Source organism: Neoroseomonas marina (assembly GCF_012927745.1).
Taxonomy (GTDB): domain Bacteria; phylum Pseudomonadota; class Alphaproteobacteria; order Acetobacterales; family Acetobacteraceae; genus Neoroseomonas; species Neoroseomonas marina.
In genome coordinates this window covers 99,227-122,495 of the sequence record NZ_JABBKX010000003.1, presented here as the reverse complement: position 1 = coordinate 122,495, position 23,269 = coordinate 99,227, and the positions used below count along the sequence as shown (strand labels likewise).

22 protein-coding genes are annotated in these 23,269 nt (G+C 70.8%); 13 read left to right on the top strand and 9 right to left on the bottom strand.

Features of this window, described 5'->3' with window-relative positions; genetic code table 11:
- Positions 1–14 precede the first annotated feature (14 nt).
- The 4 genes from pstA to GWK16_RS10535 form a co-directional block, all read right to left on the bottom strand.
- Positions 15–908: a phosphate ABC transporter permease PstA gene (pstA, locus tag GWK16_RS10550; RefSeq protein ID WP_170053932.1), complete on the bottom strand. Its 894-nt coding sequence runs from the start codon at positions 906–908 to the stop codon at positions 15–17.
- 4 nt (positions 909–912) lie between these two features.
- Positions 913–1,884 carry a phosphate ABC transporter permease subunit PstC gene (gene pstC, locus GWK16_RS10545; RefSeq protein ID WP_170053931.1) on the bottom strand — a complete coding sequence of 324 codons (972 nt, stop codon included), beginning with the start codon at positions 1,882–1,884 and terminating at the stop codon, positions 913–915.
- 61 nt (positions 1,885–1,945) lie between these two features.
- Positions 1,946–2,965: a phosphate ABC transporter substrate-binding protein PstS gene (gene pstS, locus GWK16_RS10540; RefSeq protein WP_338144457.1), complete on the bottom strand. Its 1,020-nt coding sequence runs from the start codon at positions 2,963–2,965 to the stop codon at positions 1,946–1,948.
- A gap of 179 nt (positions 2,966–3,144) precedes the next feature.
- A complete protein-coding gene (locus GWK16_RS10535; RefSeq protein ID WP_170053930.1) occupies positions 3,145–3,930 on the bottom strand; it encodes an enoyl-CoA hydratase-related protein in 786 nt (261 codons plus the stop codon).
- Positions 3,931–4,048: 118 nt separating this feature from the next.
- Here GWK16_RS10535 and GWK16_RS10530 point away from each other — a divergent pair, with 118 nt between their 5' ends.
- Genes GWK16_RS10530 through GWK16_RS10515 form a run of 4 tightly spaced genes read left to right on the top strand, consistent with a single transcriptional unit; the run spans position 4,049 to position 7,543 of the window.
- Positions 4,049–5,752, top strand: a complete 1,704-nt coding sequence (locus GWK16_RS10530; protein ID WP_170053929.1) for a gamma-glutamyltransferase family protein — start codon at positions 4,049–4,051, stop codon at positions 5,750–5,752.
- Positions 5,753–5,790: 38 nt separating this feature from the next.
- On the top strand, positions 5,791–6,492 hold the full coding sequence (locus GWK16_RS10525) for a DUF1194 domain-containing protein (RefSeq protein ID WP_248291308.1): 702 nt from the start codon (positions 5,791–5,793) through the stop codon (positions 6,490–6,492).
- 1 nt (position 6,493) lies between these two features.
- Positions 6,494–7,084, top strand: coding sequence for a histidine phosphatase family protein (locus GWK16_RS10520; RefSeq protein ID WP_170053928.1), 591 nt, complete (start codon positions 6,494–6,496; stop codon positions 7,082–7,084).
- A 51-nt stretch (positions 7,085–7,135) separates the two neighbouring features.
- Positions 7,136–7,543 (top strand): carboxymuconolactone decarboxylase family protein, encoded by a 408-nt coding sequence (locus GWK16_RS10515; RefSeq protein ID WP_170053927.1) that lies wholly within the window; start codon positions 7,136–7,138, stop codon positions 7,541–7,543.
- Here GWK16_RS10515 and GWK16_RS10510 read toward each other — a convergent pair.
- From GWK16_RS10510 to GWK16_RS10500, 3 genes are all read right to left on the bottom strand, one after another.
- Complete coding sequence (locus GWK16_RS10510) at positions 7,534–8,670, bottom strand: mandelate racemase/muconate lactonizing enzyme family protein (RefSeq protein WP_170053926.1); 1,137 nt, start codon at positions 8,668–8,670, stop codon at positions 7,534–7,536. The two genes, GWK16_RS10515 and GWK16_RS10510, sit on opposite strands and share 10 nt — an antisense overlap.
- A gap of 133 nt (positions 8,671–8,803) precedes the next feature.
- A complete protein-coding gene (locus GWK16_RS10505; protein WP_170053925.1) occupies positions 8,804–9,493 on the bottom strand; it encodes a hypothetical protein in 690 nt (229 codons plus the stop codon).
- The gene (locus GWK16_RS10500) at positions 9,490–11,112 is read right to left on the bottom strand and encodes a thiamine pyrophosphate-dependent enzyme (RefSeq protein ID WP_170053924.1); all 1,623 of its coding nucleotides are present in this window, start codon (positions 11,110–11,112) and stop codon (positions 9,490–9,492) included. Before GWK16_RS10500 ends, GWK16_RS10505 begins: the two co-directional genes overlap by 4 nt.
- 175 nt (positions 11,113–11,287) lie before the next feature.
- Between GWK16_RS10500 and GWK16_RS10495 the strand changes: the two genes are divergently transcribed.
- The 9 genes from GWK16_RS10495 to GWK16_RS10455 all read left to right on the top strand — a co-directional run bounded on the left by GWK16_RS10495 (position 11,288) and on the right by GWK16_RS10455 (position 20,484).
- Positions 11,288–12,748: a circularly permuted type 2 ATP-grasp protein gene (locus tag GWK16_RS10495; protein WP_456306755.1), complete on the top strand. Its 1,461-nt coding sequence runs from the start codon at positions 11,288–11,290 to the stop codon at positions 12,746–12,748.
- The gene (locus GWK16_RS10490; RefSeq protein ID WP_170053923.1) at positions 12,748–13,689 is read left to right on the top strand and encodes an alpha-E domain-containing protein; all 942 of its coding nucleotides are present in this window, start codon (positions 12,748–12,750) and stop codon (positions 13,687–13,689) included. The genes GWK16_RS10495 and GWK16_RS10490 overlap by 1 nt, the downstream gene beginning before the upstream one ends.
- 38 nt (positions 13,690–13,727) lie before the next feature.
- Positions 13,728–14,042, top strand: coding sequence for a hypothetical protein (locus tag GWK16_RS10485; protein ID WP_170053922.1), 315 nt, complete (start codon positions 13,728–13,730; stop codon positions 14,040–14,042).
- 100 nt (positions 14,043–14,142) lie between these two features.
- The gene (locus GWK16_RS10480) at positions 14,143–14,880 is read left to right on the top strand and encodes a proteasome-type protease (protein WP_170053921.1); all 738 of its coding nucleotides are present in this window, start codon (positions 14,143–14,145) and stop codon (positions 14,878–14,880) included.
- Positions 14,881–14,938: 58 nt separating this feature from the next.
- Positions 14,939–15,907, top strand: coding sequence for a tripartite tricarboxylate transporter substrate binding protein (locus GWK16_RS10475; protein WP_170053920.1), 969 nt, complete (start codon positions 14,939–14,941; stop codon positions 15,905–15,907).
- Between the two features lie 7 nt (positions 15,908–15,914).
- Positions 15,915–16,376, top strand: a complete 462-nt coding sequence (locus tag GWK16_RS10470) for a (2Fe-2S)-binding protein (protein WP_170053919.1) — start codon at positions 15,915–15,917, stop codon at positions 16,374–16,376.
- On the top strand, positions 16,373–18,496 hold the full coding sequence (locus GWK16_RS10465) for a molybdopterin cofactor-binding domain-containing protein (protein WP_170053918.1): 2,124 nt from the start codon (positions 16,373–16,375) through the stop codon (positions 18,494–18,496). The genes GWK16_RS10470 and GWK16_RS10465 overlap by 4 nt, the downstream gene beginning before the upstream one ends.
- A complete protein-coding gene (locus tag GWK16_RS10460) occupies positions 18,493–19,455 on the top strand; it encodes an ABC transporter substrate-binding protein (RefSeq protein ID WP_170053917.1) in 963 nt (320 codons plus the stop codon). The genes GWK16_RS10465 and GWK16_RS10460 overlap by 4 nt, the downstream gene beginning before the upstream one ends.
- A gap of 63 nt (positions 19,456–19,518) precedes the next feature.
- Complete coding sequence (locus tag GWK16_RS10455) at positions 19,519–20,484, top strand: tripartite tricarboxylate transporter substrate binding protein (protein ID WP_211187317.1); 966 nt, start codon at positions 19,519–19,521, stop codon at positions 20,482–20,484.
- A gap of 49 nt (positions 20,485–20,533) precedes the next feature.
- Here GWK16_RS10455 and GWK16_RS10450 read toward each other — a convergent pair whose 3' ends face one another.
- Both GWK16_RS10450 and GWK16_RS10445 read right to left on the bottom strand, forming a co-directional pair.
- The gene (locus GWK16_RS10450; protein WP_170053916.1) at positions 20,534–22,789 is read right to left on the bottom strand and encodes a xanthine dehydrogenase family protein molybdopterin-binding subunit; all 2,256 of its coding nucleotides are present in this window, start codon (positions 22,787–22,789) and stop codon (positions 20,534–20,536) included.
- Positions 22,786–23,268 carry a (2Fe-2S)-binding protein gene (locus tag GWK16_RS10445; protein ID WP_170053915.1) on the bottom strand — a complete coding sequence of 161 codons (483 nt, stop codon included), beginning with the start codon at positions 23,266–23,268 and terminating at the stop codon, positions 22,786–22,788. Before GWK16_RS10445 ends, GWK16_RS10450 begins: the two co-directional genes overlap by 4 nt.
- Position 23,269 lies beyond the last annotated feature (1 nt).

The following is a 23,269-nucleotide window of genomic DNA, read 5'->3' as shown; positions in this document are numbered from 1 at the left end:
GCCGTTCCTTCCGGTCACTTGCGGCCGCGCAGCACGCTGCGGGCGAGGATGTTGAGGCCGAGCACGCCGAGCGTGATCAGCAGCGCGCCGGCCCAGGCGAGCCCGATCCAGTCCTCGAAGGGCGAACCCGCATAGGCGTAGATCGTCACCGGCAGGCTCGCCATCGGCTTGGTGAGGTCGACCGACCAGGCGTTGTTGCCGAGCGAGGTGAAGAGCAGCGGCGCCGTCTCCCCGGCCACGCGGGCGACGGCGAGCAGGATGCCCGTGATGATCCCCGACATGGCCGACTTCCAGCAGACGAAGACGATCATCTTCCACTTCGGCGCGCCGAGGCCGATCACCGCTTCGCGCAGCGTGTTCGGGATCAGGGAGAGCATGTCCTCGGTGGTGCGGACGACCACCGGGATGACGATGATCGCAAGCGCCGCCACGCCCGCCCAGCCCGAGAAGCCGCCGAAGGGCATCACCAGGATGGTGTAGACGAACAGGCCGATCAGGATCGACGGCGCGGAGAGCAGGATGTCCGAGACGAAGCGGACCAGATTGCCGAACTTCGATCCGCGCGCATATTCCGCGAGGTAGGTGCCGACCAGCATGCCGACCGGCGTGCCGATCGCGGTGCCGAGCGCGGCCTGGATCAGGCTGCCGACGATCGGGTTCAGCAGCCCGCCCTCCGAGCCCGGCGGCGCCGTGACGCGGGTGAAGATCGACAGCCCCATCGCCTCGGAGCCCCGATAGGCGAGGGTCAGCAGGATCGAGGCGAGGAAGGCGAGGCCGACCAGCATCGCGACGAGGCCGAGGATGCGGACGATCGCGTCCATCCGTCGGCGCCGACGGCCGAGGGCGGCGGCGACCTTGAGGTCCTTGCGGGGGCCGGGATGGATGCCGGCGCCGATGGTGATGCTCATGGCGTCAGGCCTTCAGCCGCGAGCGCAGCAGGTAGCGCGAGGCGGCGAGCACGAGGAAGGAGAGCACGAAGAGGATGAAGCCGAGCGCGAGCAGCGAGGCGAACTTCAGGCTGCCGGCCTCGCTTTCCCCGAATTCCAGCGCGACGAGGGAGGCGATGGTGTTGCCGGGCCCGAACAGAGATGTGCTGATTCGGTTGGCGTTGCCGATGACGAAGGTGACCGCCATCGTCTCGCCCAGCGCGCGGCCGAGACCGAGCATGATGCCACCGACCACCGACACGCGGGTGTAGGGCAGGACCACGCTGCGCATCACCTCCCAGGTCGTCGCGCCCAGCCCGTAGGCACTTTCCTTGTAGACGGGGGGTACCTGCTCGAAGACGTCGCGCATCGTGGCCGCGATGAAGGGCAGGATCATGATCGCGAGGATGAAGGCCGCGGTGAAGATGCCGGTGCCGAAGGGCGCGCCCTGGAACAGAAAGCCGACCAGCGGCAGCTCGCCCACCGTGTCGATGATGGTCGGCTGGATGTATTGGGCGAAAGCGGGCGCGATCACGAAGAAGCCCCACATGCCGTAGATGATCGAAGGCACCGCGGCGAGCAGCTCGATCGCCGTGCCGACCGGCCGGCGCAGCCAGGGCGGCGCCAGTTCCGTCAGGTAGAAGGCGATGCCGAAGGCCAGCGGGACCGCCAGCACGATCGCCAGAACCGCCGTGACCACCGTGCCGTAGATCGACACGCCCGCGCCGAACACTTCCTGCACCGGGTCCCAGTCCGTGGACCAGACGAAGGGCAGGCCGAAGGCACGGAAGGCCGGCAGGCCGGCGAGGAACAGCTCGACGATGATGGCGCCGAGCAGGATCAGGACCAGGACAGCCGCGCCGCGGCAGGCCCCTTCGAAGACGATGTCGCCGACATTGCCGCGGCTGCGGCGGGTGGCGGCGGGGTGGGGTGTGTCGGCGGTTGCGGCCTGGCTCACGGCGTCTGCCTGTCGTCAAGGTGGGGCAGGGCCCGGCCGAAGCCGGGCCCTGCGATGCGGATCAGGCGCCGAACTGCGTCCGCCAGGCGGCGCGGACAGCGGTCTTGGTCGCCTCCGGCAGCGGGATGTACTCGAGCTCGCGGGCCATCGCATCGCCATTGGCATAGGCCCAGTCGAAGAACTTGCGCACATTGGCGTTGCGTGCGGCGTTCGCCGGGTTGGTCGGCAGCAGGATGAAGGTCGGCGCGACGATCGGCCAGGAGGCGTCGCCGCCCTGGTCGATGATGTTCGCGGCGAAACCCGGCACCGACCAGTCCGCATTGGAAGCGGCGGCGATGAAGGCCTCCATGGTCGGCTTCACGAAGTGGCCGGCCTTGTTCTTCAGCTGCGTGGTGACGAGGTTGTTGCGGCTGGCATAGGCGTTCTCGACATAGCCGATGCCGCCGCGCGTGTTGCGCACGCCGCCCGCGACACCCTCGTTGCCGCGCGCGCCGTTGCCGACCGGCCAGCGGACCGAGGTCGCCGCGCCGGGGCCCGAGCGCCAATTCGCCGACGCCGCCGCGAGGTAGGACGTGAACACGAAGGTCGTGCCCGACCCATCGGCACGATAGACCGGCGCGATGGCCAGGCCCGGCAGAGTGACGCCCGCGTTGAGTTCCGCGATGCGCGGGTCGTTCCAGCGGGTGATGCGGCCGAGGAAGATGTCAGCCAGGACCTCGCCGGTCAGCTTCAGCTGCTCGTTCTCGATGCCGGGGACGTTGATGATCGGCACGACCGAGCCCATCACCGTCGGGAACTGCAGCAGGTTGCCCTCGGTGAGCTGCTGCTGGTTCAGCGGTGCGTCCGTCGCGCCGAAATCGACGGTCCGGTTGCGGATCTGGTTGATGCCGGCGCCGGAACCGACCGACTGGTAGTTCAGTTGCAGGCCGGTCGCCTCGCGGGCCGCTTCGGCCCACTTCTGGTAGATCGGGTTGGGGAAGGACGCGCCAGCGCCCGTGATCTGCGCGCCCTGGGCGCGGGCCTCGAGAACCGGAAGGCTCAGCGCCGCACCGGCGCCGAGAAGGAAGGACCGCCTATTCACAGCGTCTCACTCCGTCAGTGGTAGAAGCCGCGCCGCCCCGGACGGGACGACACGTGGGCGGCTTCTAGGCGGGGTGGAAGACCTCCCGATTGCAGTTTTATGAAAGAACGATGACAGAGGCTCCGACAAGCGCACTGCTTGTCGGAGATACTCGGGCGCAACTATAGGTTGAGATACCCTTACCTGTACCAGGCCGGGCGACGCTTCTCACGGAAGGCGGCGAGACCTTCCTTCCCCTCGGCCGAGGCCCGCTGCATCCAGGATTCGTGCGCCAGCAGCGACATCTCCCGGGCAGAGAGCTTCAGGCCGTTGGCGCCGAGGAACGAATCCTTGGTCATGGCGATGGCGGTCGGCGAGGAGAGCATCGTCTGGTCGATGATCTCGGCGAGTCGCGCATCCGCCTTGTCGGCCTCGACGACTTCATGGACCAGGCCGATACGCAGCGCCTCGGCTGCGTCGAAGCGCTCGCCCGTGATGGCATAGCGGCGGGTCTGTCGCAGGCCCATGGCATGGACCATGTGGGTGCTGATCGGGGTCGGCGCGACGCCGACGCGCACTTCCGTCAGGCCGAAGATCGCGGCCGGCGTGGCGATCGCGACGTCGACGCAGCAGACCACGCCGCAGCCGCCGCCGAAGCAGGCGCCATGCACCAAGGCGAATGTCGGCTTGGGAAACTCGTTCAGCTTCTGCATGGCGGTGGTGGTCGCCATCGACGCCGCATAGGCCTGCTCCGGCCCATAGGTCGCCGCCTTGGCCAGCCAGTCGAGGTCCGCCCCCGCCTGGAAATGCTTGCCGGCGCCGCGGATCACCAGTGCCCGGACCTTAGGGTCGTCGTGCAGCGCGTCGAGGCCCTCGATCAGCGCGGCGAGCAGGTCCTCGTCATAGGCATTGCCCTTGGCGGGCTTGTTGAGCGTGGCGGTGGCGATGCCGCGGTCGTCGATCGACAGCAGGACGGGTTTGGCCATGGCGGTTCTCCCTTCGAACGGGCGCATCCTTGCCGGGGGTGGCGCGCGCCGCCAAGCCGCCGTTGACGCATGGCCGAAGCGCGCCGAGGCTCTCCCCGCCTTTCGGGAGGAGCCTCCGATGACCTCGACGCGCCCCACGCTGTCCGGCCCGCGCCACGCCATCTCCGCCGGCCACTACCTTGCCGCGAGTGCCGGCATGGCGGTGCTGGAAGCGGGCGGCAATGCGGTGGATGCCGGCTGCGCGGCCGGCATCGCGCTCGGCGTCGTGCTGCCGGACCTGGTGAATGTCGCGGGCGTCGCGCCGATCATGATCCGCATGGCCGACGGGACGGTCGAGACCATCGCCGGCCTCGGCCACTGGCCGCGCGCCCTGCCGCCGGACGTCTTCATGCGCGAGCATGGCGGGAAGATCCCGAACGGCGTGCGGCGGACCGTGGTGCCGGCGGCGCCGGACGCCTGGATCACCGCGCTCGAGCGCCACGGCACGATGGGCTTCGGCGAGGTCGCGCAATACGCGATCCGCTACGCGGCCGAGGGCTTCGCGGTCTTCCCGCTGCTCGCCGAGACGGTGGCGCTGCATATCGAGGACTACGCGAAGTATCCCTCCAACGCCGCGATCTACCTGCCGGGCGGCAAGCCGCCGGTGGTGGGCGAGCGCTTCGTGCAGTCGGACCTCGCGCGCACGCTGACCTACATGGTCGACGAGGAACGCCGCGCGGCCGCCAAGGGCGGGCGGATGGCGGGCCTCGCCGCCGCGCATGCGGCCTTCTACCGCGGCGACATCGCGCGCGAGATCGTCCGCTTCATCCAGGCCGAGGGCGGCTTCCTGTCGATGGAGGACATGGAAGGGTTCCGTTCGCGCCTCGAACCCGCGGTCGCAAAGCCCTGGCGCGGCCATACGCTGCTGACCTGCGGGCCGTGGTGCCAGGGGCCGGCGCTCGCGCAGGCGCTGCTGCTGATGGAACGCGCCGGCTTCTCGGACATGGCGCACAATTCCGCCGACTACCTGCACCTGCTGACCGAATGCGTGAAGGCGGCGATGGCCGACCGCGAGTACCATTTCGGCGATCCGCTGTTCACCCAGGTGCCGGTGGAAGGGCTGCTCGCGCCGGATCACCTCGATGCGCGGCTGCGCCAGATCGACCCGCAGCGGGCGCATCCGACGATGTACGAGCCGCTGCTCGGCCGCGGCACGCCGGCCGTGGGGCCGCAGCGCGCGGACCTGCCGAAGGTCGAGGCCGATACCTCCTACGTCGCCGTGGTCGATCGCTGGGGTAATGCGTTCAGCGCGACGCCGTCCGACGGGTCGTGGAATTCGCCGGTTGTCCCGGGGCTCGGCATCGTGCCGTCGAACCGTGGCAGCCAGTCGCGCCCCGATCCGGCGCATCCCTCGGGCGTCGCGCCGGGCAAGCGGCCGCGCCTGACGCCCAACCCGGCGATGCTGGTCACCGAGGATGGTGGCGTCATGCCCTTCGGCACGCCGGGCGGGGACGTGCAGATCCAGGCCATGCTGCAGGTCATGCTGAACGTCTTCCACTTCGGCATGGAATTGCAGGAAGCGATCGAGGCGCCGCGCCTCGCCTCCTATGCCTTCCCGTCCTCCTTCGCGCCCTTCGACTACTTCCCCGCGCGTATCGCGGTGGAAGCGCGCGTACCGCAATCGGTGCGGGACGACCTCGCCGCGCGGGGGCACGAGGTGAAGGAATGGCCGGAGATGACCTGGCTCGCCGGCAGCGTGGAGGCGGTGATGTCCGACCCCAAGGCGGGGCTGGTGCGCGCCGGGGCCGATCCGCGCCGCCCGGCCTACGCCATCGCCGGATGAGGCTTGCCGGGCGCGCGGCGCGCGCCATGTGACCGCGGATGAAACGACACGCCATGCCGCGCCGGGCGATGCTGGGCCTGCCGGGGGTGCTCGCGCCCGGCCTTGCCGCCGCGCAGGCGGCGCCCGAGGTCGACCTCCTGCTGGTGCTCGCGATGGATGCCTCGGGCTCTATCGATTCAGACGAGTTCCGGCTCCAGCGGGAGGGCCTCGCGGAATCCGTCACGCACCCGGCCGTGCTGGCGGCCATCGCCTCCCAGCCGCGGCAGGCCATCGCGGTGGCGGTGGTCGAATGGGGCAGCCCTGGCGGCGCGGCGACGGTGGTGGACTGGATCGCGGTACGCGACGCGGCCTCGGCGGCGATGCTGGCCGTGGCGCTCCGTGACGCGCCGCGATCCCGCCAGTCCTACAACGCCATCGGGGACGCCATCGCGCATGCCACGGCCCTGATCGCCGCAGCACCCTTCCGCGCCGAGGAGAAGGTGATCGACGTCGCCGGCGACGGGCCGGACATGCGCTCCATACTTCCCGCGCCCGAGGCACGCGACCGCGCCGTCGCCGCCGGCATCACGGTCAATGGCCTTGCCATCGAGGTGGCGCCCGTCACGCGCCGCGGCGAAGCCCTGCGCGCGACCTATGAGCGCGAGGTGATCGGCGGCCCAGGCGCCTTCGTCATCGCCGCCGAAACGCGGCAGGATTTCGCGCGGGCGATGCGGGCCAAGCTGATCCGGGAAATCGCCTGAGATGCGCCTGCCGCGACGCGCACTTGCGCTGCTGGTGGCCACGCCGGCCGCGGCCGCCGTCCCCGATTGGGTGGCGGAGCTGCGGCGCGGTGGCTTCGTGCTCTACATGCGCCACGGCGTCACCGACCGCAGCCAGCTGGACACCGGTCGGCTCGGGGACCGGGCTGGGCAGCGGAACCTCTCCGCCGCCGGGGTGCGGCTGGCGGGGGAAGTATCGGACGCCATCGCGCGCCTCGGCATCCCGATCGGTCTGGTGCGGTCGAGCCCGGTGTTCCGTGCTTCCGACACCGCCGCGATCATCGCGCGCGGACAGCCGGTCGAGGTCACGATGGACCTGGTCGCGGACGACTACACCGCCGACATCCCGGCCGCCGTCGCGGGACTGCGGCGGGCGCTGGCGATCGCACCCGCGCCGGGCACCAACACGCTGCTCGTCGGGCACATCCAGAAGCTGGCCATGGTGCTCGGCCGGTCGGTCGCGCAGCAGGAGTTCCGCGAGAACGGCGTCGCGGTCTTCCGGCCGGAACCGCCTGCCAGCTTCGCGCTCCGCCGCATCCTGTCGCCGCAGGACATCCTCGCCGCCGCCGGTTGACCCGGCGCCGGCGCCGCGCCCAGGCTTGTGGCCGGATCAGGGGGACCAGCCATGGCCGATGAGGTACTGGAGGCCGCGGTCGCGCGCGGCATCGCGAATTTCGAGGCGACGACCGGGCGCGTCCCCGATGCTTTCCGCCTGCTGCTGCAGCACGCGCCGGGCGCCTTCGCCGGCTACGGCCTGCTGCGCGAGGCCGCGATGCGCGCGCCGGACCAGGGCGGGGCGCTCGACATCAAGACCAAGGAACTGATCCTCGTCCTGCTCGACGTGCTGGTGGGCGCGGTGGACGGGGCGAAGGTCCACGCCGGCAACGCGCTCCGCCAGGGGCTGACGCTGCCGGAACTCGCCGAGGGCCTGGTCCAGTGCATCCTGGTGGGCGGCATCACCACCTGGAACCGCGCCGGGCGCCAGGTGATGGAACACGCCGCCGCGCTGGCCGAGGCCAGGCCTCAGACGTAGCCCGGCCCCTCGATGGGCGGATGCGCCTCGAGGAAGGCCTCGTCGATCTCCACGCCGATGCCCGGCGTCCGGTTCGGCAGGACGTTGCCGTCGGCGCCGATCGTCCAGGGCGTGCTGCCGAGCTCGTCGCGGAACTTGTTGGCCTTGGAGATGTCGGCCTCGAAGTAGCCGGCATTCTCGATGGCGGCGAGGAAGTGGATCGAGGCCGCCTGGTTCACCCCGGTCATCGAGGAATGCGGGTTGACCGGGATCTTGAAGGCGGAGGCCATGCCGGCGATGCGCAGCGCTTCCGTGATGCCGCCGCATTTCGAGAGGTCGGGCTGCCAGATGGTGATCACGCCGTCCTCGAGCACGCGGGTGAATTCGAAGCGGGTGAAGTGGTTCTCCCCGGCGGCGAGCGGCGTCGCGCCGTAGCCGCGCGCCTGGGCGTAGAGATGATGGTCGTGGGCGGGGAAGGGTTCCTCCAGCCAGCCGATGTTGAGCCGATCCATCTCCGGCATCACCTGGCGGACCTGGTCGATCGAGTAGCCGATATTCGCGTCGGTCAGGATGGCGAGGCCGTGGCCGAAGGCATCGCGCACCGCCTCCATGCGCGCCACGTCGTCCTTCACCGTGTCGCCGACGCGCAGCTTCACCGCCCTGTAGCCGGCCTCGATATGCGGCGCGGCCTCATCGATCAGCGCAGCGGGGTCCTGGTAGCCGAGCGCCACGCCACCGGCATAGGCGGCCACGGGCCGCGCCGCGCCGCCGAGCAGCTTGTACAGCGGCAGGTTCAGCGCCTTCCCCTTGGCGTCCCACAGCGCCATGTCGATGCCCGACATCGCCATGGCGCAGGCCGCACCCATGCCGTGGCTCGCCAGCTGGTACTTGTAGATGCGCGCGTTGATGCCCGTGGTGTCGAAGGCATCCATGCCGAGGATGAGGCTGCGCAGCGTCGTCTCGATCAGCTTCGCGATGGCGGTGTGCGCGCGGCCGTGATGGCTTTCGCCCCAGCCGACGATGCCGTCCTCCGTGATGACCTTCACCATCACCGCGTCGCGCTTGATCGCCTGGCCGATACCGAGGCGCGGCCCGCCCTGCGGCAGCGGGAAGGAGGTCGGGAAGGCCCGGATGTCGACGATCTTCATGGTGGCGTTTCCTGTTTCGTTCGGTCGAGGCTGCCAGCCGGGGAGGGCGTTTGCAAACCTGGCCGCCGGCGCCTTCGACGGGGAGGTGAACGGCGTCGTCCGCCACGCGCGGAAGCCCGCGCGGTACCGCGCTTCAGCCCGGGCCGAGCGGCGGCGTGCGGTCGAAGACCGGCGGGGCATAGGCCTCGCCGGTCCAGCGATGGCGGCTGACGGGCGCGTTGTTGCGCACGTCCCGTACGACCAGGTCGGGCATGCCACCAGGTCGGCTGCCGACCGGCACGACGCGCCAGCGCCGTTCCCATCCCGTGCGCTGGCCGCGCGGTCCGGTTTCGCTGTGCGCGGCGCGGAGCAGGCTCGCGAAGATCGGCCGCAGCGCCGTGCCGTCGCGGACCAGCAGGTGCAGCGCCTCGGTCGAGGTGCTGCGGCCGGTCGAGGTGTAGGAATTGGAAAGGCGCACCGCGATCACCCGCTGCCCGCCGAGCGGCGCGAGGTCGTCGATGTCGATCAGGCAGGACCAGAGCGGGTCGATGGTGAGGGGCTCGACGGCGACAGGCCCGGCCACGACCTGCGGCGCGCCGTCCTCGCCGGCGCGCATCAGCGCGACCCGGATGTCCTGCCCGTCCGGCACGACCACGACGAAGATGCCATCGGCGTCCGGCCCCCAGGCCTTGAAGGCGGAGCAGGCCATCTCGCCGCGCCCGCCATCCGCCGTCTGGCCGAAGAGGAACTGCGTCGCCGCCCGCTCCTCCAGCGCCTGCGCCGCCCGGGCGGGCAGGGCGAGCGCGGCGAGCAGCGGCAGCCGACGACGCAGCAGGGCGGTCATCCCCGCAGCGCCTTGATCTGCGCCGGATAGCCGGACGGGTCGACGGCGACGTCGATCAGCACGGGGCCCTTGGCGGTGCAGGCCTCGGCGAGGGCGGCGGCATACTCGGCCTCCGTCGTCGCGCTGAGCCCGATGCCGCCCAGCGAGCGCATCACCCCCGCCAGGTCCGCCCGCGGCCAGCCCAGCGCGCCGTCATGCAGGTCCCGCGCATCCTTCTTGATGTCGATCAGCGAGAGCGTCGCATCGTTGAAGGCGATGACGACGACGGGCGCGCCCTGCACCGCGGCCGTCGCGAGTTCGCCGAGCCCCATCAGCAGCCCGCCATCGCCGGTGAAGGCGAGCGCCCCGCGCGCCGGGTCGTACAGCGCGGCGGCGAGGGCCGCCGGCAGCGCGAAGCCCATGGTGGCGAGGCCGTTCGAGATCAGCAGGTCCCCTGGACGCGAACACTGCCAATAGGTTGTTGCGGGGAACATGTGCGCGCCGGCATCGACCGCGACGCGCGGATCGAAGCCGGCCTTGCGGCAGGCCTCCTGTGCGATCTCGACGACGCGCTGCGGGCCGATGCCCGCCCCGCGCCGGGGGTCGTTGGCAAGCGCGGCGAGCCAGGCCTGGCGCAGCGCCGCGATCTCGGCCGCCGTCCAGTCCGAGCGCGGCGCGCCCTCGGCCAGGGCCGCGACGGCCGGAGCGAGCGCGCCCGACAGCGCCGCCGCCGGCGGGGTGTAGGGCAGGGCGCGCGGGGCGGTGGCGAGCTCGATCACCGGCACGGACCAGCGCCAGGGCTTGGAGATGAACTCCACCGGATCGGCGCCGATCAGCAGGATGGCATCCGCCCGATCCATCACCGGGCCTTCCGCGGCGCCGCAGGTGAAGACGCCGGCGAAATGCGGATCGGCATCCGCGACCACGCCCTTCGCCTTGTAGGTGACGAGCGCCGGGCATCCGAGCGCGGCGATGAGGGCGCGGATCTCCGGTGCCGCCTCGACCGCCTCGAGCCCCGCGACGATCACGGGCCGCCGCGCGCCGGCGAGCACCTTGCGCGCCTCGCCGATGGCGGCGGCATCGGGCCGCGGCGCGACGGGGCGGGAGAGGGCGGCCGGCAGGGCCGCCGGCTGGCGGGCGGCGCGGCCCGTCAGTTCGATCAGCGCCGCACCGCGTGGCGCGGCGAGGGCAGCCTCGATCGCGCGATGCGCGGCCTCGTCCGCCGCCATCTGGCCGACCGACAGCTGCGCCTTGGTCACCGGGGCCAGCATGGCCGACTGGTCGAAATACTGGTGCGTCGCATAGGCGCGTTCCGGTGCCGCGAAGCCGTCCGCGAGCAGCACCACCGGCGCGCGGTCGAGCGCGGCATGCGCCATCCCGTTCGCCGCATTGCCCACGCCCGGGCCACGGGTGCAGAGCGCGAAGCCCGGCGTGCCGGACAACTCGGCCTCGGTCGCCGCCATGATGACCGCGGAGGATTCGTGGCGGGCGAGGACGAAGTCGAGCCCTTGCGCCTTGGCCGCTGCGATGAGGTCAAGGCTCGACCCGCCTCCCGGCACGCCGTACAGCCGCTTCGTTCCCGCGCCCGCGAAGGCGGCGGCAATGGCATCGGCGGCGGTGGTCACGGCTGCGTCGTTCATGCGGATCCTCCAATGTGTCGGGGCAAGGATAGGCGGGCCGGACGCTGCCCATAAGGGGGCACGCCGCGCCCGATTCCTGGGCAGCTGCCGTCTGCGCGGCCAATCCGGTACCCTTGCCGGGCTTGCGCTGAGGTGCCCCGCCCGGCGAGGCTCGCATCCGGAGGACCTCGCGCTGGTGACCACGACGACCCCCGCCTTCGATGAGATGTCGGCCGACGGCCTGGTCCGCGGCCCCTATGCCGAGATTGCCCGCTGGCTCGCGGCCACGCCCCAGGAGGCGCTGGAACGACGACGGCGAGAGGCCGAGCTTCTGTTCAAGCGGATCGGCATCACCTTCGCGGTGTACGGCGAAGGTGGCGATCCGGAGCGGCTGATACCCTTCGACATCATCCCCCGCATCCTCGCGCGCGCCGAATGGGATGCGCTGTCGCGGGGCCTGGTGCAGCGGGTGAAGGCGCTGAACCTCTTTCTCCTCGACGTCTATGGCGGGCAGGAGATCGTGAAGGCCGGCAAGATCCCCGCCGCCCTGGTGCGGGAGAACGAGGCCTTCCGCCCCGAGATGCAGGGCTTCGTCCCGCCCGGCGGCGTCTACACCCACATCGCCGGCATCGACGTGGTGCGCACGGGGCCGGGCGATTTCTGGGTGCTCGAGGACAATTGCCGCACGCCCTCGGGCGTGTCCTACATGCTGGAGGGGCGGGAGGCGATGCTGCGCCTCTTCCCGGACCTGTTCGCGCGGCATCGCATCGCGCCGGTCGGGCATTACCCCGAGGAACTGCTCGAGACGCTGAAATCGGTCGCCCCGCCCAACTGCCGCGGCCTGCCGCGCGTCGCGATCCTCACGCCGGGGTCCTATAACAGCGCCTATTACGAGCACTGCTTCCTCGCCGACGAGATGGGCGTGGAGGTGGTCGAGGGCCCGGACCTTTTCGTCGAGGAGGACGTGGTCTACATGCGGACCACGACGGGATCGCAGCGCGTCGACGTCATCTACCGCCGCATCGACGACGACTACCTGGACCCCAAGGTGTTCCGGGCGGAAAGCGTGCTTGGCGTGCCGGGGCTCATGGCGGCCTACAAGAAGGGCAACGTGACGCTGGCGAACGCGCCGGGCGGCGGCATCGCGGACGACAAGGCGATCTACCCCTACGTGCCGGAGATGGTGCGCTTCTACCTCGGCGAGGAGCCGATGCTGTCCAACGTGCCGACCTACCTGTGCGAGCGGGACGAGGATCGGGCCTATGTGCTCGACCACCTCGACGAGCTGGTGGTGAAGCTGACGCATGGGTCGGGCGGCTACGGCATGCTGGTGGGCCCGCACAGCACCGCCGAGCAGCGCGCCGAATTCGCCGCCCGCATCAGGGCGAAGCCCGCCGAGTACATCGCCCAGCCGACGCTGGCGCTGTCCACCGTGCCGACGCTGGTCGACAAGGGGATCGCGCCCCGCCATGTCGATCTGCGCCCCTTCGTGCTCTGCGGCAAGGAAGTGCGGATCGTCCCCGGCGGCCTGACCCGCGTCGCGCTGCGCGAGGGCTCGCTGGTGGTGAATTCCTCCCAGGGTGGCGGGACCAAGGACACCTGGGTGCTCGAGGACGACCCCGCCGACATCACGACGCCGGTTGGGGAGGCGGGCTGATGCTGAGCCGCACCGCTGACAGCCTCTACTGGCTCGGCCGCTACATCGAACGCGCCGGCAACAACGCGCGCGGGCTGCAGGTGGCGCTCCGCATGGCGAGCCTCACCCGCGACGTCGCCCAGCGCGACAGCGCCTGGCGGGCGCTGCTGATCGCCTCCGGCTGTGAACCGGGTTTCCGCGAGACGGGGCAGGTCGCGACGCAGGAGACCGTCGTCCGCTACCTTGCGGCCGATCCGTCCAACCCGTCCTCGATCATCTCTTGCATCGAGGCGGCGCGGCGCAACGGCCGCCAGGTCCGCACCGCGCTGACCGTGGACATGTGGGAAGCGGTGAACGAGACCTGGTCCGAGGCCCGTCGCAGCACCCAACAGACCTTCGCGCCGGACAACCTGCCGGTCTTTCTCGACTGGGTGAAGAGCCGCACCGTCCTGTTCAACGGCGCTTATGCCGACACGATGCTGCGCGACGAGGCCTGGCGTTTCGTGCGCCTCGGCACGATGCTCGAACGCGCGGACAACACGGCACGCGTGCTCGACGTGCACCACCATGCGCTGGGCGGGACCGAGGAGGACGGCGCCGTCGGCTACCTGCAGTGGCAGGCCATCCTGCGTTCCGTCTCGGCGCTGCGGGCCTATCACTGGGTGTACCACTCGCGGCTCGAGCCGCGCCGCATCGCCGAACTTCTGATCCTGCGCCCGGAACTGCCGCGATCGATGGTCGCCTGCTATGGCCGCATCGAGGAGACGCTGGACGGCATCGCGGCGTCGCATGGCGGACGGAAGGGCGAATGCCATCGCCTCGCGGGCGAGATGCACGCCCGGCTGCGCTTCGGGCGGATCGCGGATGTCATGGCCGGTGGGTTGCACGACTTCCTGACCGCAACCATCGACCGGAACCTTGAACTCGGACGGCAGATCCAGGGCTTCTATCTGCAGGCCTGAGCGTGCCCGCGGAGCTCCTTCAATGGTGTGCCGCGGCGATGGCGATCCTCGTCATCGCTTGGGCGGCGGACATCCTGATTTGCCGCTATTACTGGAAAAGGCACCGGGCCGGGATCGGCTTCTCCGACTTCTGCCGGGGCATCGCCGGAACCTGGCATCTGCGCCTGTTCGCCGACCTTCGCCGGACCTTCGGGCTGCGCGTCCACTTGACCGACGACCAGATCGTCGCGATCGAGCGGGAGGTCAGGCGCAGCGAGTTCGCCGACGTCAATTTCTGGCGTTTCATGAGCGCCTGGTGCTGGCTGGTCATTCTGGTCCTGGTCTTCATCAGGCTTCTGGGACCGTCGTCATAGGCGGAGCGCCCCTGCGAGGGCGCTATCGAGGGATCGTCCGTCCCTGCATACTTGACGCGGCGCCGTCCCTGGTTGTCTCTCGGCGGCGGAGACACCTTCCATGACCTATTGCGTCGGGCTCTACCTGAACGAGGGCCTCGTCCTGCTGTCCGACACGCGCACCAATGCGGGCGTCGATCACATTTCCACCTTCGGCAAGATGCATGTCGAGGAAGCGCCTGGGGAACGCGTGGTCGCGCTGCTCTCGGCCGGCAACCTGGCCATCAGCCAGGCGGTGTGGAATCGCCTCCAGGAGGGCATCTGGCTGGACGGCCAGACCCATACGCTGCGCGATGTGCCGACCATGTTCCGCGCCGCGCAGCTGGTCGGCGCCGCGGTGCGGGCCGTCTTCGACACCGACGGGCCGACGTTGCGCGCCCAGGGGATCGCCTTCGACGTGGCGCTGTTGCTCGGCGGACAGATCGGCGGGCAGCCGCAGCGCCTGTTCATGATCTACGCCGCGGGCAACTTCATCGAGGCCACCGAGGACACGCCTTTCCTGCAGATCGGCGAACACAAATACGGCAAGCCGATCCTCGACCGGGCCGTCACGCCGCAGACGACGTTGGTCGACGGCGTGAAGCTCGCCCTGATCAGCATGGATTCGACGCTGCGGTCGAACCTGACGGTGGGGATGCCGCTGGACCTGCTGGTCTATCGGGCGGACACGCAGGCCGTCGCCTTGCGCAAGCGTATCACCGAGGACGAGCCGTACTTCCGGCTGGTGCGCGAAGGCTGGTCGAACAGCCTGCGGGAAGCCTACCGCGCCATGCCGGCGCCGGACTGGGTCCCGGGCTGACCCTTGCGCGCGCCCGCCGGCCGCCCACAATTGGCCGCGAGGGACGGAGGGTTCAGGGATGATCGGACGGCGGTCGGCGCTCGCGCTCGGGGCGCTTTCGGCAGGGGCCTTGGCGCCGGCCGCGATGGCGCAGGCGTGGCCGTCGCGGCCGATCCGCGTGATCGTGCCGTTCGGGCTCGGCGGTTCCGCCGATGTGGCGGGCCGCTTTCTGGCAGAGCCGCTGGCCCAGGCGCTCGGTCAGCCGGTTGTGATCGAGAACCGGCCCGGGGCCGGCGGGACGATCGGCGCGGATGCGGTCGCGAAGGCGGCGCCCGACGGGCACACGCTGCTGCTGATGTCCAATACCCACACGGCTAACGAGACGCTGCTGCCGAACCGTCCCTACGTCCTCATGCGGGACCTTTCGGCCGTCGCCTTCATCAACGTCGCGCACCATGTGCTGGCAGTGCATCCCGCGCTGCCCGCGCATTCGGTGCAGGAGCTCATCGCCTACGCCAAGGCGAATCCGGGGAAGGTCGACTACGCCTCTTCCGGCCCTGGCACCCCGTATCACGTCGCGGGCGAGGTGTTCCGCGCCATGGCCGGCATCGAGATCACCCACATCCCCTTCCGCGGGTCGAACGAGGCGCGCACCGCGTTGATCGCCGGCCAGGTGCCGATGATGTTCGACGCCATCCCGACCATGGCCGAGCAGGCGCGCGGCGGGCGCGTGCGTGCCCTCGCGACGACCGGCCCGCAGCGCAGCCCGCTGCTGCCGGACGTTCCAACGGTCGCCGAGGTCCTGCCGGGCTACGAGGCCAGCATCTGGCTCGGCCTGATGGCGCCGGCCGCGACGCCCATGCCGATCCGCGAACGGCTGAACGCCGAGGTCAACCGCATCATGGGCCTGCCCGCGACGCGGGAGGCGCAGCAGCGTGCCGGTGCCCTGGTCAACCCGATGGACGTCGCCGCCTTCGACCGCTTCCTGCGCCAGGACATCGCCCGCCAGGCCGAGGGCATCCGCATCGCCGGCATCCAGGCGAATTGAGGCCGCCATGGTCGCCTTCACCCTGAACGGACAGCCGGTGTCGGTGGAGGCGGCGGAGGACGAGGCGCTGCTGCATGTCCTGCGCGGCGCGCTCGACCTGTCGGGCCCACGCTATGGCTGCGGCGCGGAACAATGCGGCGCCTGCGCCGTGCTGGTCGACGGCGCGCCGGCCTATGCCTGCGCCATCGCGGCGTCGTCGGCTGCGGGACGCAGCGTCACGACGGTGGAGGGGCTCGGCTCGCCCGACACGCCGCATGCGCTGCAAACCGCGCTGTTGGCGGAACAGGCCGGGCAATGCGGCTTCTGCCTGTCGGGCATGATCGTCGCGGCGTCCGCGCTGCTGGCGCGCGAGCCTGATCCGGACGACGCGGCGATCCGCGCGGCGCTCGACCCGCATCTGTGCCGCTGCGGCAGCCACAACCGGATCATCCGCGCGGTGCAGCGCGCGGCGGCGGAGATGCGGGCATGAGCGACCTCGACCGCCGTGCGGCCCCGCCGGGGAAGCTGCCGGGGAACCTCGCGACCAATCCGCGGCTCGATCGCTGGCTGGCCTTCGACGCCGCCGGCCATGTCGTCGTCACGCCGGGCAAGGTCGAACTGGGGCAGGGGATCCTGACCGCGCTCGCGCAGATCGTGGCCGAGGAACTCGACGTCGCCATGGCGCGCGTGCGCCTGCAGGCCGCGGCGACGCCGGACAGCCCGAATGAAGGCGTCACCTCCGGCAGCCTATCGGTCCAGGACAGCGGCATGGCGCTGCGGCACGTGGCAGCGGCGGCGCGCGCGATCCATCTGCAGGTCGCCGCCCAGCGCAGCGGCGTGCCGGTCGAGGCTCTTCGCGTCGAGGACGGTGCTTTCCTCGCGCCGGACGGCCGCGCAATAGGGTCCTATTGGGCGCAGGCGGATGCGGCGCTGCTGGCCTGCGAGGCGCCGGTCGATGCGCGCCCAAAGCCGCCGGGTGAACGGCGCATCGCCGGGACCTCGGCGGCGCGGATCGACCTGCCGGACAAGGTGTTCGGCGCGCCACGCTTCGTGCACGACCTGCGCCTGCCGGGGATGCTGCATGCCCGCGTGGTGCGGCCGCCGGCCCGCCAGGCACGTCTTGTGGGCTTGCGCGAGGGAGCGCTGCCCGAAGGCGTGGTGATCGCGCGCGACGGGTCCTTCCTCGCGGTGGTCGCGGGCAGCGAACATGACGCGGAGCGCGCGGCCGAACGGCTCGCTGCACGCGCCACCTGGCAGGCGACCGACACGCTGCCCGACCCCGGCGCGCTGGCCGACTGGCTTCGCGCCGCGCCCGGTGATCACGCCGTCATCGCCGAGCGCGACGAAGCCGCCGGGGCGGCGACGCGGACGATCCGCGCGACCTTCTTCCGCCCCTACGTTACCCATGCCTCGGTCGGGACCTCCTGCGCCGTGGCGCGCTGGCAGGACGGGACGCTCGAGGTCTGGAGCCACACCCAGGGGGTCTACAACCTGCGTGCCGACCTCGCGAAGGCGCTGCGGATGAAGGAGGAGGCGATCCTCGTCCGCCACATGGAAGGGGCGGGCTGCTACGGGCACAACGGGGCGGACGACGTGGCGCTGGATGCAGCGCTCGCCGCGCACGCGGTGCCGGGGCGGCCCGTGCGGCTGCTGTGGTCGCGCGCCGAGGAACTCGGCTGGGGACCGGTCTCCTCGGCGATGGTCGTCGAGATCGAGGCAGGGCTCGATGCCGCCGGGAACATCGCGACCTGGCGGGAGGAGGTCGTCAGCCACGGCCATTCCTCGCGCCCCGGTCGCGATCCGAACCCGACGCTGCTCGCGGTCGAGTACATGGACCCGCCGCGGCGGATCCCGAACGCGATCAATCCGCCGCTGGCCTCGGGCGGTGGGGCGCAGCGCAACGCCATCCCGGCTTACCGCATCCCGCGCATGACGATCGGGCTGAAGCGGATTGCCGAGATGCCGCTGCGCTGTTCGGCGCTGCGGGGGCTTGGCGCGCCCGTGAATGTTCTCGCGATCGAATCCGTGATGGAGGACCTCGCCGCCGCGGCCGGCGAGGACCCGCTCGACTTCCGCCTGCGCCACCTGGACGATCCGCGCGGCCGCGACGTGCTGGCGCTGGCCGCGGAGATGTGCGGCTGGCGCGGGCGCGCGAAGCGGGAAGGGTTTGGCCTCGGCCTCGCCTATGCCCGCTACAAGCACACCGGCGCCTATTGCGCCGTCGCCGCCGAGATCGAGGCGCTGGACCGCGTCGTCTGCCGCCGGCTCTGGATCGCCGCCGATGTGGGGGAGGTCATCAACCCCGATGGTGTCATGAACCAGTATGAAGGCGGGGCGATCCACGGCGTCTCCATGGCGTTGAAGGAACAGGTCGCCTTCGACCGCCGGACGGTGACGGGCACGCGCTGGGAGGACTACCCGATCCTGCGCTTCTCCGAGGTGCCCACGGTCGAGACGCGGCTGATCCCGCGCCCCGAGGAGAAGCCGCTCGGCGCCGGGGAGGCCTCCCTCGCGCCCGCGGTCGCGGCCATCGCCAACGCCATCCACGACGCGCTCGGCATCCGGCCGCGCGCCATGCCCTTCACGCCGGACACTCTCGCCACAGCATGATCAGCCTGACCCTCGCCTGCACCTCTTCCGACCGCACGCGGCCGCTGATGGACGGCCGCTTCCGCGTCCCCGGCTGCGACATCACCTTCCTGCCCGGGGAGCCCGAGGACATCTTCCGCCGCGCCCTGCGCGACCGCGCCTTCGACATCTCCGAACTGTCGATGGGCAGCCACATCGTGACGACCGCGCGCGGCGACAGCCCCTATGTCGGCGTGCCTGTCTTCCTCTCGCGCGCCTTCCGCCATTCGGCGGTCTATGTCCGCACGGACCGCGGCATCCGCTCGGCCGCCGACCTCGCGGGCCGGACCATCGGCCTGCCGGAATACCAGCAGACGGCGGCGCTCTGGGTGCGAGGTTTCCTCCGCGAGCACTATGGCGTCGACACGAAATCCATCGCCTGGCGCACCGGCGGCGAGCGCGTCGCGATCACGCTGCCGGAGGGCTTCGATGTGAAGCCGCTGGGGCGCGACCTGGAAGCGGCGCTGGAAGCGGGCGAGATCGATGCGCTCATTGGCCCGCGCCCGCCGCGTTGCTACCTCGACCGCTCGGCGCCGGTCGATCGGCTCTGGCCCGATACGCGGGCCGAGGAACAGGCCTGGTTCAAGGCGACCGGCTTCTTCCCGATCATGCATTGCCTCGCCGTGCGGAAGGACATCGCGGAACGCCATCCCTGGCTGCCCGTCGAACTGTTCCGCGCCTTCGCCGCGGCGAAGAAGGCCTCGGTCGAGGAACTGCGCCTGGTCAACGTGCTGCGCGTCTCGCTGCCCTGGATCGCCGCCGAGGCCGAGGCGCAGATCGCCGCCATGGGCGGCAATCCCTGGCCCTACGGCTTCCGCCGCAACCGCGACGAGATCGCGGCGATGATCCGCTACGCGGTGGCCGATGGCCTCGCCGCGCAACAGATCGAGCCCGAGGCGCTGTTCCATCCGTCCGTGCTCGACCTGCCCGACCTCGCCTGAGGGGTTGCCCCGCGCCCCGGTCGGTCGCATCACTGCGGCAAGACCAACCGGGGAGACGATCCAATGTCCCACATCACCCGCCGCGTCCTGATGGGCGCCGCCGGCGCGGCACTCGCCGCGCCCGCCGTGCGCGCCCAGGGTGCCGCCATCCGCATCGTCGTGCCCTTCGCGCCGGGCGGATCGACCGACGCCGTCGCGCGCCTCGTCGCACCGGGCCTGACGCAGCGCCTCGGCGCGCCCGTCGTGGTGGACAACCGTGCCGGCGCGGCCGGATCCATCGGCACCGATGCGGTGGCGAAGGCGCGGCCCGACGGCCAGACCTGGCTGCTGACCTTCGACAGCCATGCGACGCTGAAGGCGCTGCTGCCGCAACTGCCCTTCGACCCGGATCGCGACCTCGATCCGGTCATGCTGATCGGCGGCGCGCCCTATGTGCTCGCCTGCAAGCCGGACAAGCCGTTCCGCTCGATCGCGGACGTGGTCAGCCGCGCCAAGGCGCAGCCGGACGGCGTGTCCTACGGGTCGACCGGCAACGGCACCATCGGGCACCTGACCATGGTGCTGCTGCAGGGCCGGACCGACACCCGCATGACTCATCTGCCCTATCGCAGCGGCGGCCTGGCCGTGAACGACACCGTGGCCGGCCATGTCGACATGATGATCGGCTCGGCGGCCGTGGTGCACCCGCATGCGCGCAGCGGCACGCTGCGGACCTTCGCGCAGTTCGGCCCGCAGCGCCTGCCCGCGCTGGCGGACCTGCCGACGGTTGCCGAAGCCGGCATCCCGGGGCTCGAGGCCGAGGCCTGGTGGGGTGTTTTCGCCCCGCACGGCACGCCGCAGGACGCGGTCGCGCGCATGAACGCCGCGCTGAAGGAATCCCTGCAGGAGCCGAACGTGCGGCGCACCATGGAGGACACGCAGCAGGCACGCCTCGTCATGTCCGACCCGGCGGGCCTGGCGACCTTCCTGCAGCGCGAAGTGGCGAAGTGGGGCGCGGTGGTCCGCGACAACAACATCCGCGCGGACTGACCGCGCGGGGGCCGGGGGAGGGGCTGCCTCCCCCGGCGAGCCGAGCGCCTTACGGCTGCTCGAGCCGCTCCGAGACGCGCGGCGGCGACATCGGCAGCGCGTAGAACCGCTTGCCGAGCGCGTCATGGACGGCGTTGGCGATGGCCGCGAGCGGCGGCACGATCGGTGCCTCGCCCACGCCGCGCACGCCCTGCGGGTGCTTCGGGTTCGGGATCTCAATCACCACCGGATCGATCATCGGGACGTCCGAGCAGACCGGCATGCGGTAGTCGAGGAAGGACGCGTTATCGACGCGGCCGTTCTTGTCGTAGAGGTATTCCTCCGACAGCGCCCAGCCGATGCCCTGCACGACGCCGCCCTGGATCTGCCCTTCGACATAGCCGGGGTGCAGCGCGCGGCCGACATCCTGCGCCGCCGTGTAGCGGAGCACGCGGACGATGCCGAGGTCGACGTCCACCTCGACATCCACGCAATGCGTGGCGAAGCCGGGGTCGGCGCCGGTGGTGTTGAGTTGGACCTGGGTGCCGATCGGCCCGCCCATCTCGTTCGCCTTGGCGGCGAGCTCCTTGAGCGAGAGCGGGGGGAACTTGCCAGCATTGTCACCGGCCGGCAGCGCCATGCCGTCCTCCCACTTGATGGCCTCGGCGTCGATGCCCCAGATCTTGCCGGCGCGCTCCTTGAGCTGGCCGATCACCTTCTCGGTGGACGCGGTCGCGACCATCGCCGAGGCGAAGGTGACGCGGCTGCCGCCGGTGAGGTTGGAGAAGCCGATCGTCATCGTGTCGCCGATCAGCACCGAGACGCGGGAATGATCGATCCCGAGCAGTTCGGCGACGACATTGGCGATGGAGGCGCGCGACCCGCCGACATCCGGATGGCCGGTGGTGACGACGACGTTGCCGTCCTCGGTGATGTTCACCTGGACCGAGGATTCACCGCCGGCGTTGTACCAGAAGCCCGACGCGACGCCGCGGCCGCGCTTCACGCCCGGCGAGGGGTTCTTGTCGAGCGGCGCCTTGTAGTGCGGGTGATGGAGGATGGACTCCACCGTCTCCTTGAAGGTGACCTCGCCGAAGACCGGGCCGTAGATCGCCTTGTCGCCGGCCTTGGCGCTGTTCTTCAGGCGCATCTCGAGTGGGTCGAGGCCGAGCTTTTCGGCGATTTCGTCCAGCACGCATTCGGTCGCGAAGGCGCCGAGCGGCGCGCCCGGGGCGCGGTAGGCCGCGACCTTGGAGCGGTTCGACACGACGTCGTAGCCGACCGACAGAACGTTCGGGATGGCATAGGCGGCGAAGGAGCAGCCCACCGGCCCGCGCAGCGGCGAACCGGGCAGCGCGCCGGCCTGCAGGTAGAAGGTGCCCTGGGCGGCGACGATGGTGCCGTCCTTCCTGGCGCCGATCTTGACGGTGGACAGCGAACCCGGCGCCGGACCCGTCGCGCGCTGCACCTCGTCGCGCGTCATCACCATCTTCACCGGGCGGCCCGACTTCTTCGACAGCAGGACCGCGATCGGCTCGAGGTAGACGATGGTCTTGGCGCCAAAGCCGCCGCCGATCTCGGCGGGGATCGCGCGGATGTTGCTCTGGGGCACGCCCGTGAGCAGCGAGGTCATCGCCCGGACCATGAACTGGCCCTGGGAGGACGACCAGATGGTCACGCGCCCGTCGGCGGCGTAGGACACCGTGCAGGCGTGGGGCTCGATGTAGCCCTGGTGCACGGGGCGCGAGGTGAAGGTCCGCTCGATGACGACGTCCGCCTCGGCGAAGCCCTTCTCCACGTCGCCGGTCTTCAGCACCATCGTGCCGGCGATGTTGGACGGCTTGCCCTCGAACTTGTTCCACTCATGCAGGATCGGCGCGTCGGGCTTGATCGCGTCCTCGATCTCGATGACGTGGGGCAGGACCTCGTAGTCGACCTCGATCAGCGCGCAGGCGGCGGCCGCCACCTCCTCGTTGATCGCGGCGACGGCGGCGACGGGGTGGCCGTGGAACAGCGCCTTCTCGCGCGCCATCACGTTGCGGCACATCCAGCGCATGTCCTGGATGCCGAGCATCACGGACTTGTCGAGCGGGAAGTCGACCACGTCCTTCGCCGTGACGACCGCCTTCACGCCGGGCAGGGCCTCGGCCTTGGAGGTGTCGATGCCGCGGATGCGCGCATGGGCATGCGGGCTGCGCAGCATCTTGGCGTGGATCATGCCGGGCATGGCGAAGTCCGCGCTGTACTGCGCGCGGCCGGTCACCTTGTCGGCGCCGTCGGGGCGGATCGTGCGCTGGCCGATCCACTTGTTCGTCATGTCATTCATCGCACGGTCTCCCGCATCTCAGCGGCCGTTTCCAGAACGGCGCGCACGATCTTGTCGTAGCCGGTGCAGCGGCAGAGGTTGCCGGCCAGGCCGAAGCGCACCTCCTCCTCCGTCGGGTCGGGGTTCTTCTCGAGCAGCGCGCGGGCCGAGATCAGCACCCCCGGCGTGCAGATGCCGCACTGCAGCGCCGCCATCTCGAGGAACTTGCGCTGCAGCGGGTGAAGCGTCTCGCCCTGGGCCATGCCTTCGATGGTGGCGATCTCATGCCCTTCGGCTTCGACCGCGAGCATCAGGCAGGAGCAGACCAGGCGGCCGTCGACGGTGATCGAGCAGGCACCGCAGTCACCCGTGCCGCAGCCTTCCTTCGTGCCGGTCAGGCCGAGCGGACCGCGCAGCGCGTCGAGCATCGAGGCGGAGGCGTCGCAGAGGAACTCGACCGGTTCCCCGTTGACGCTGGTGGAAACGTGGATCTTGGACATG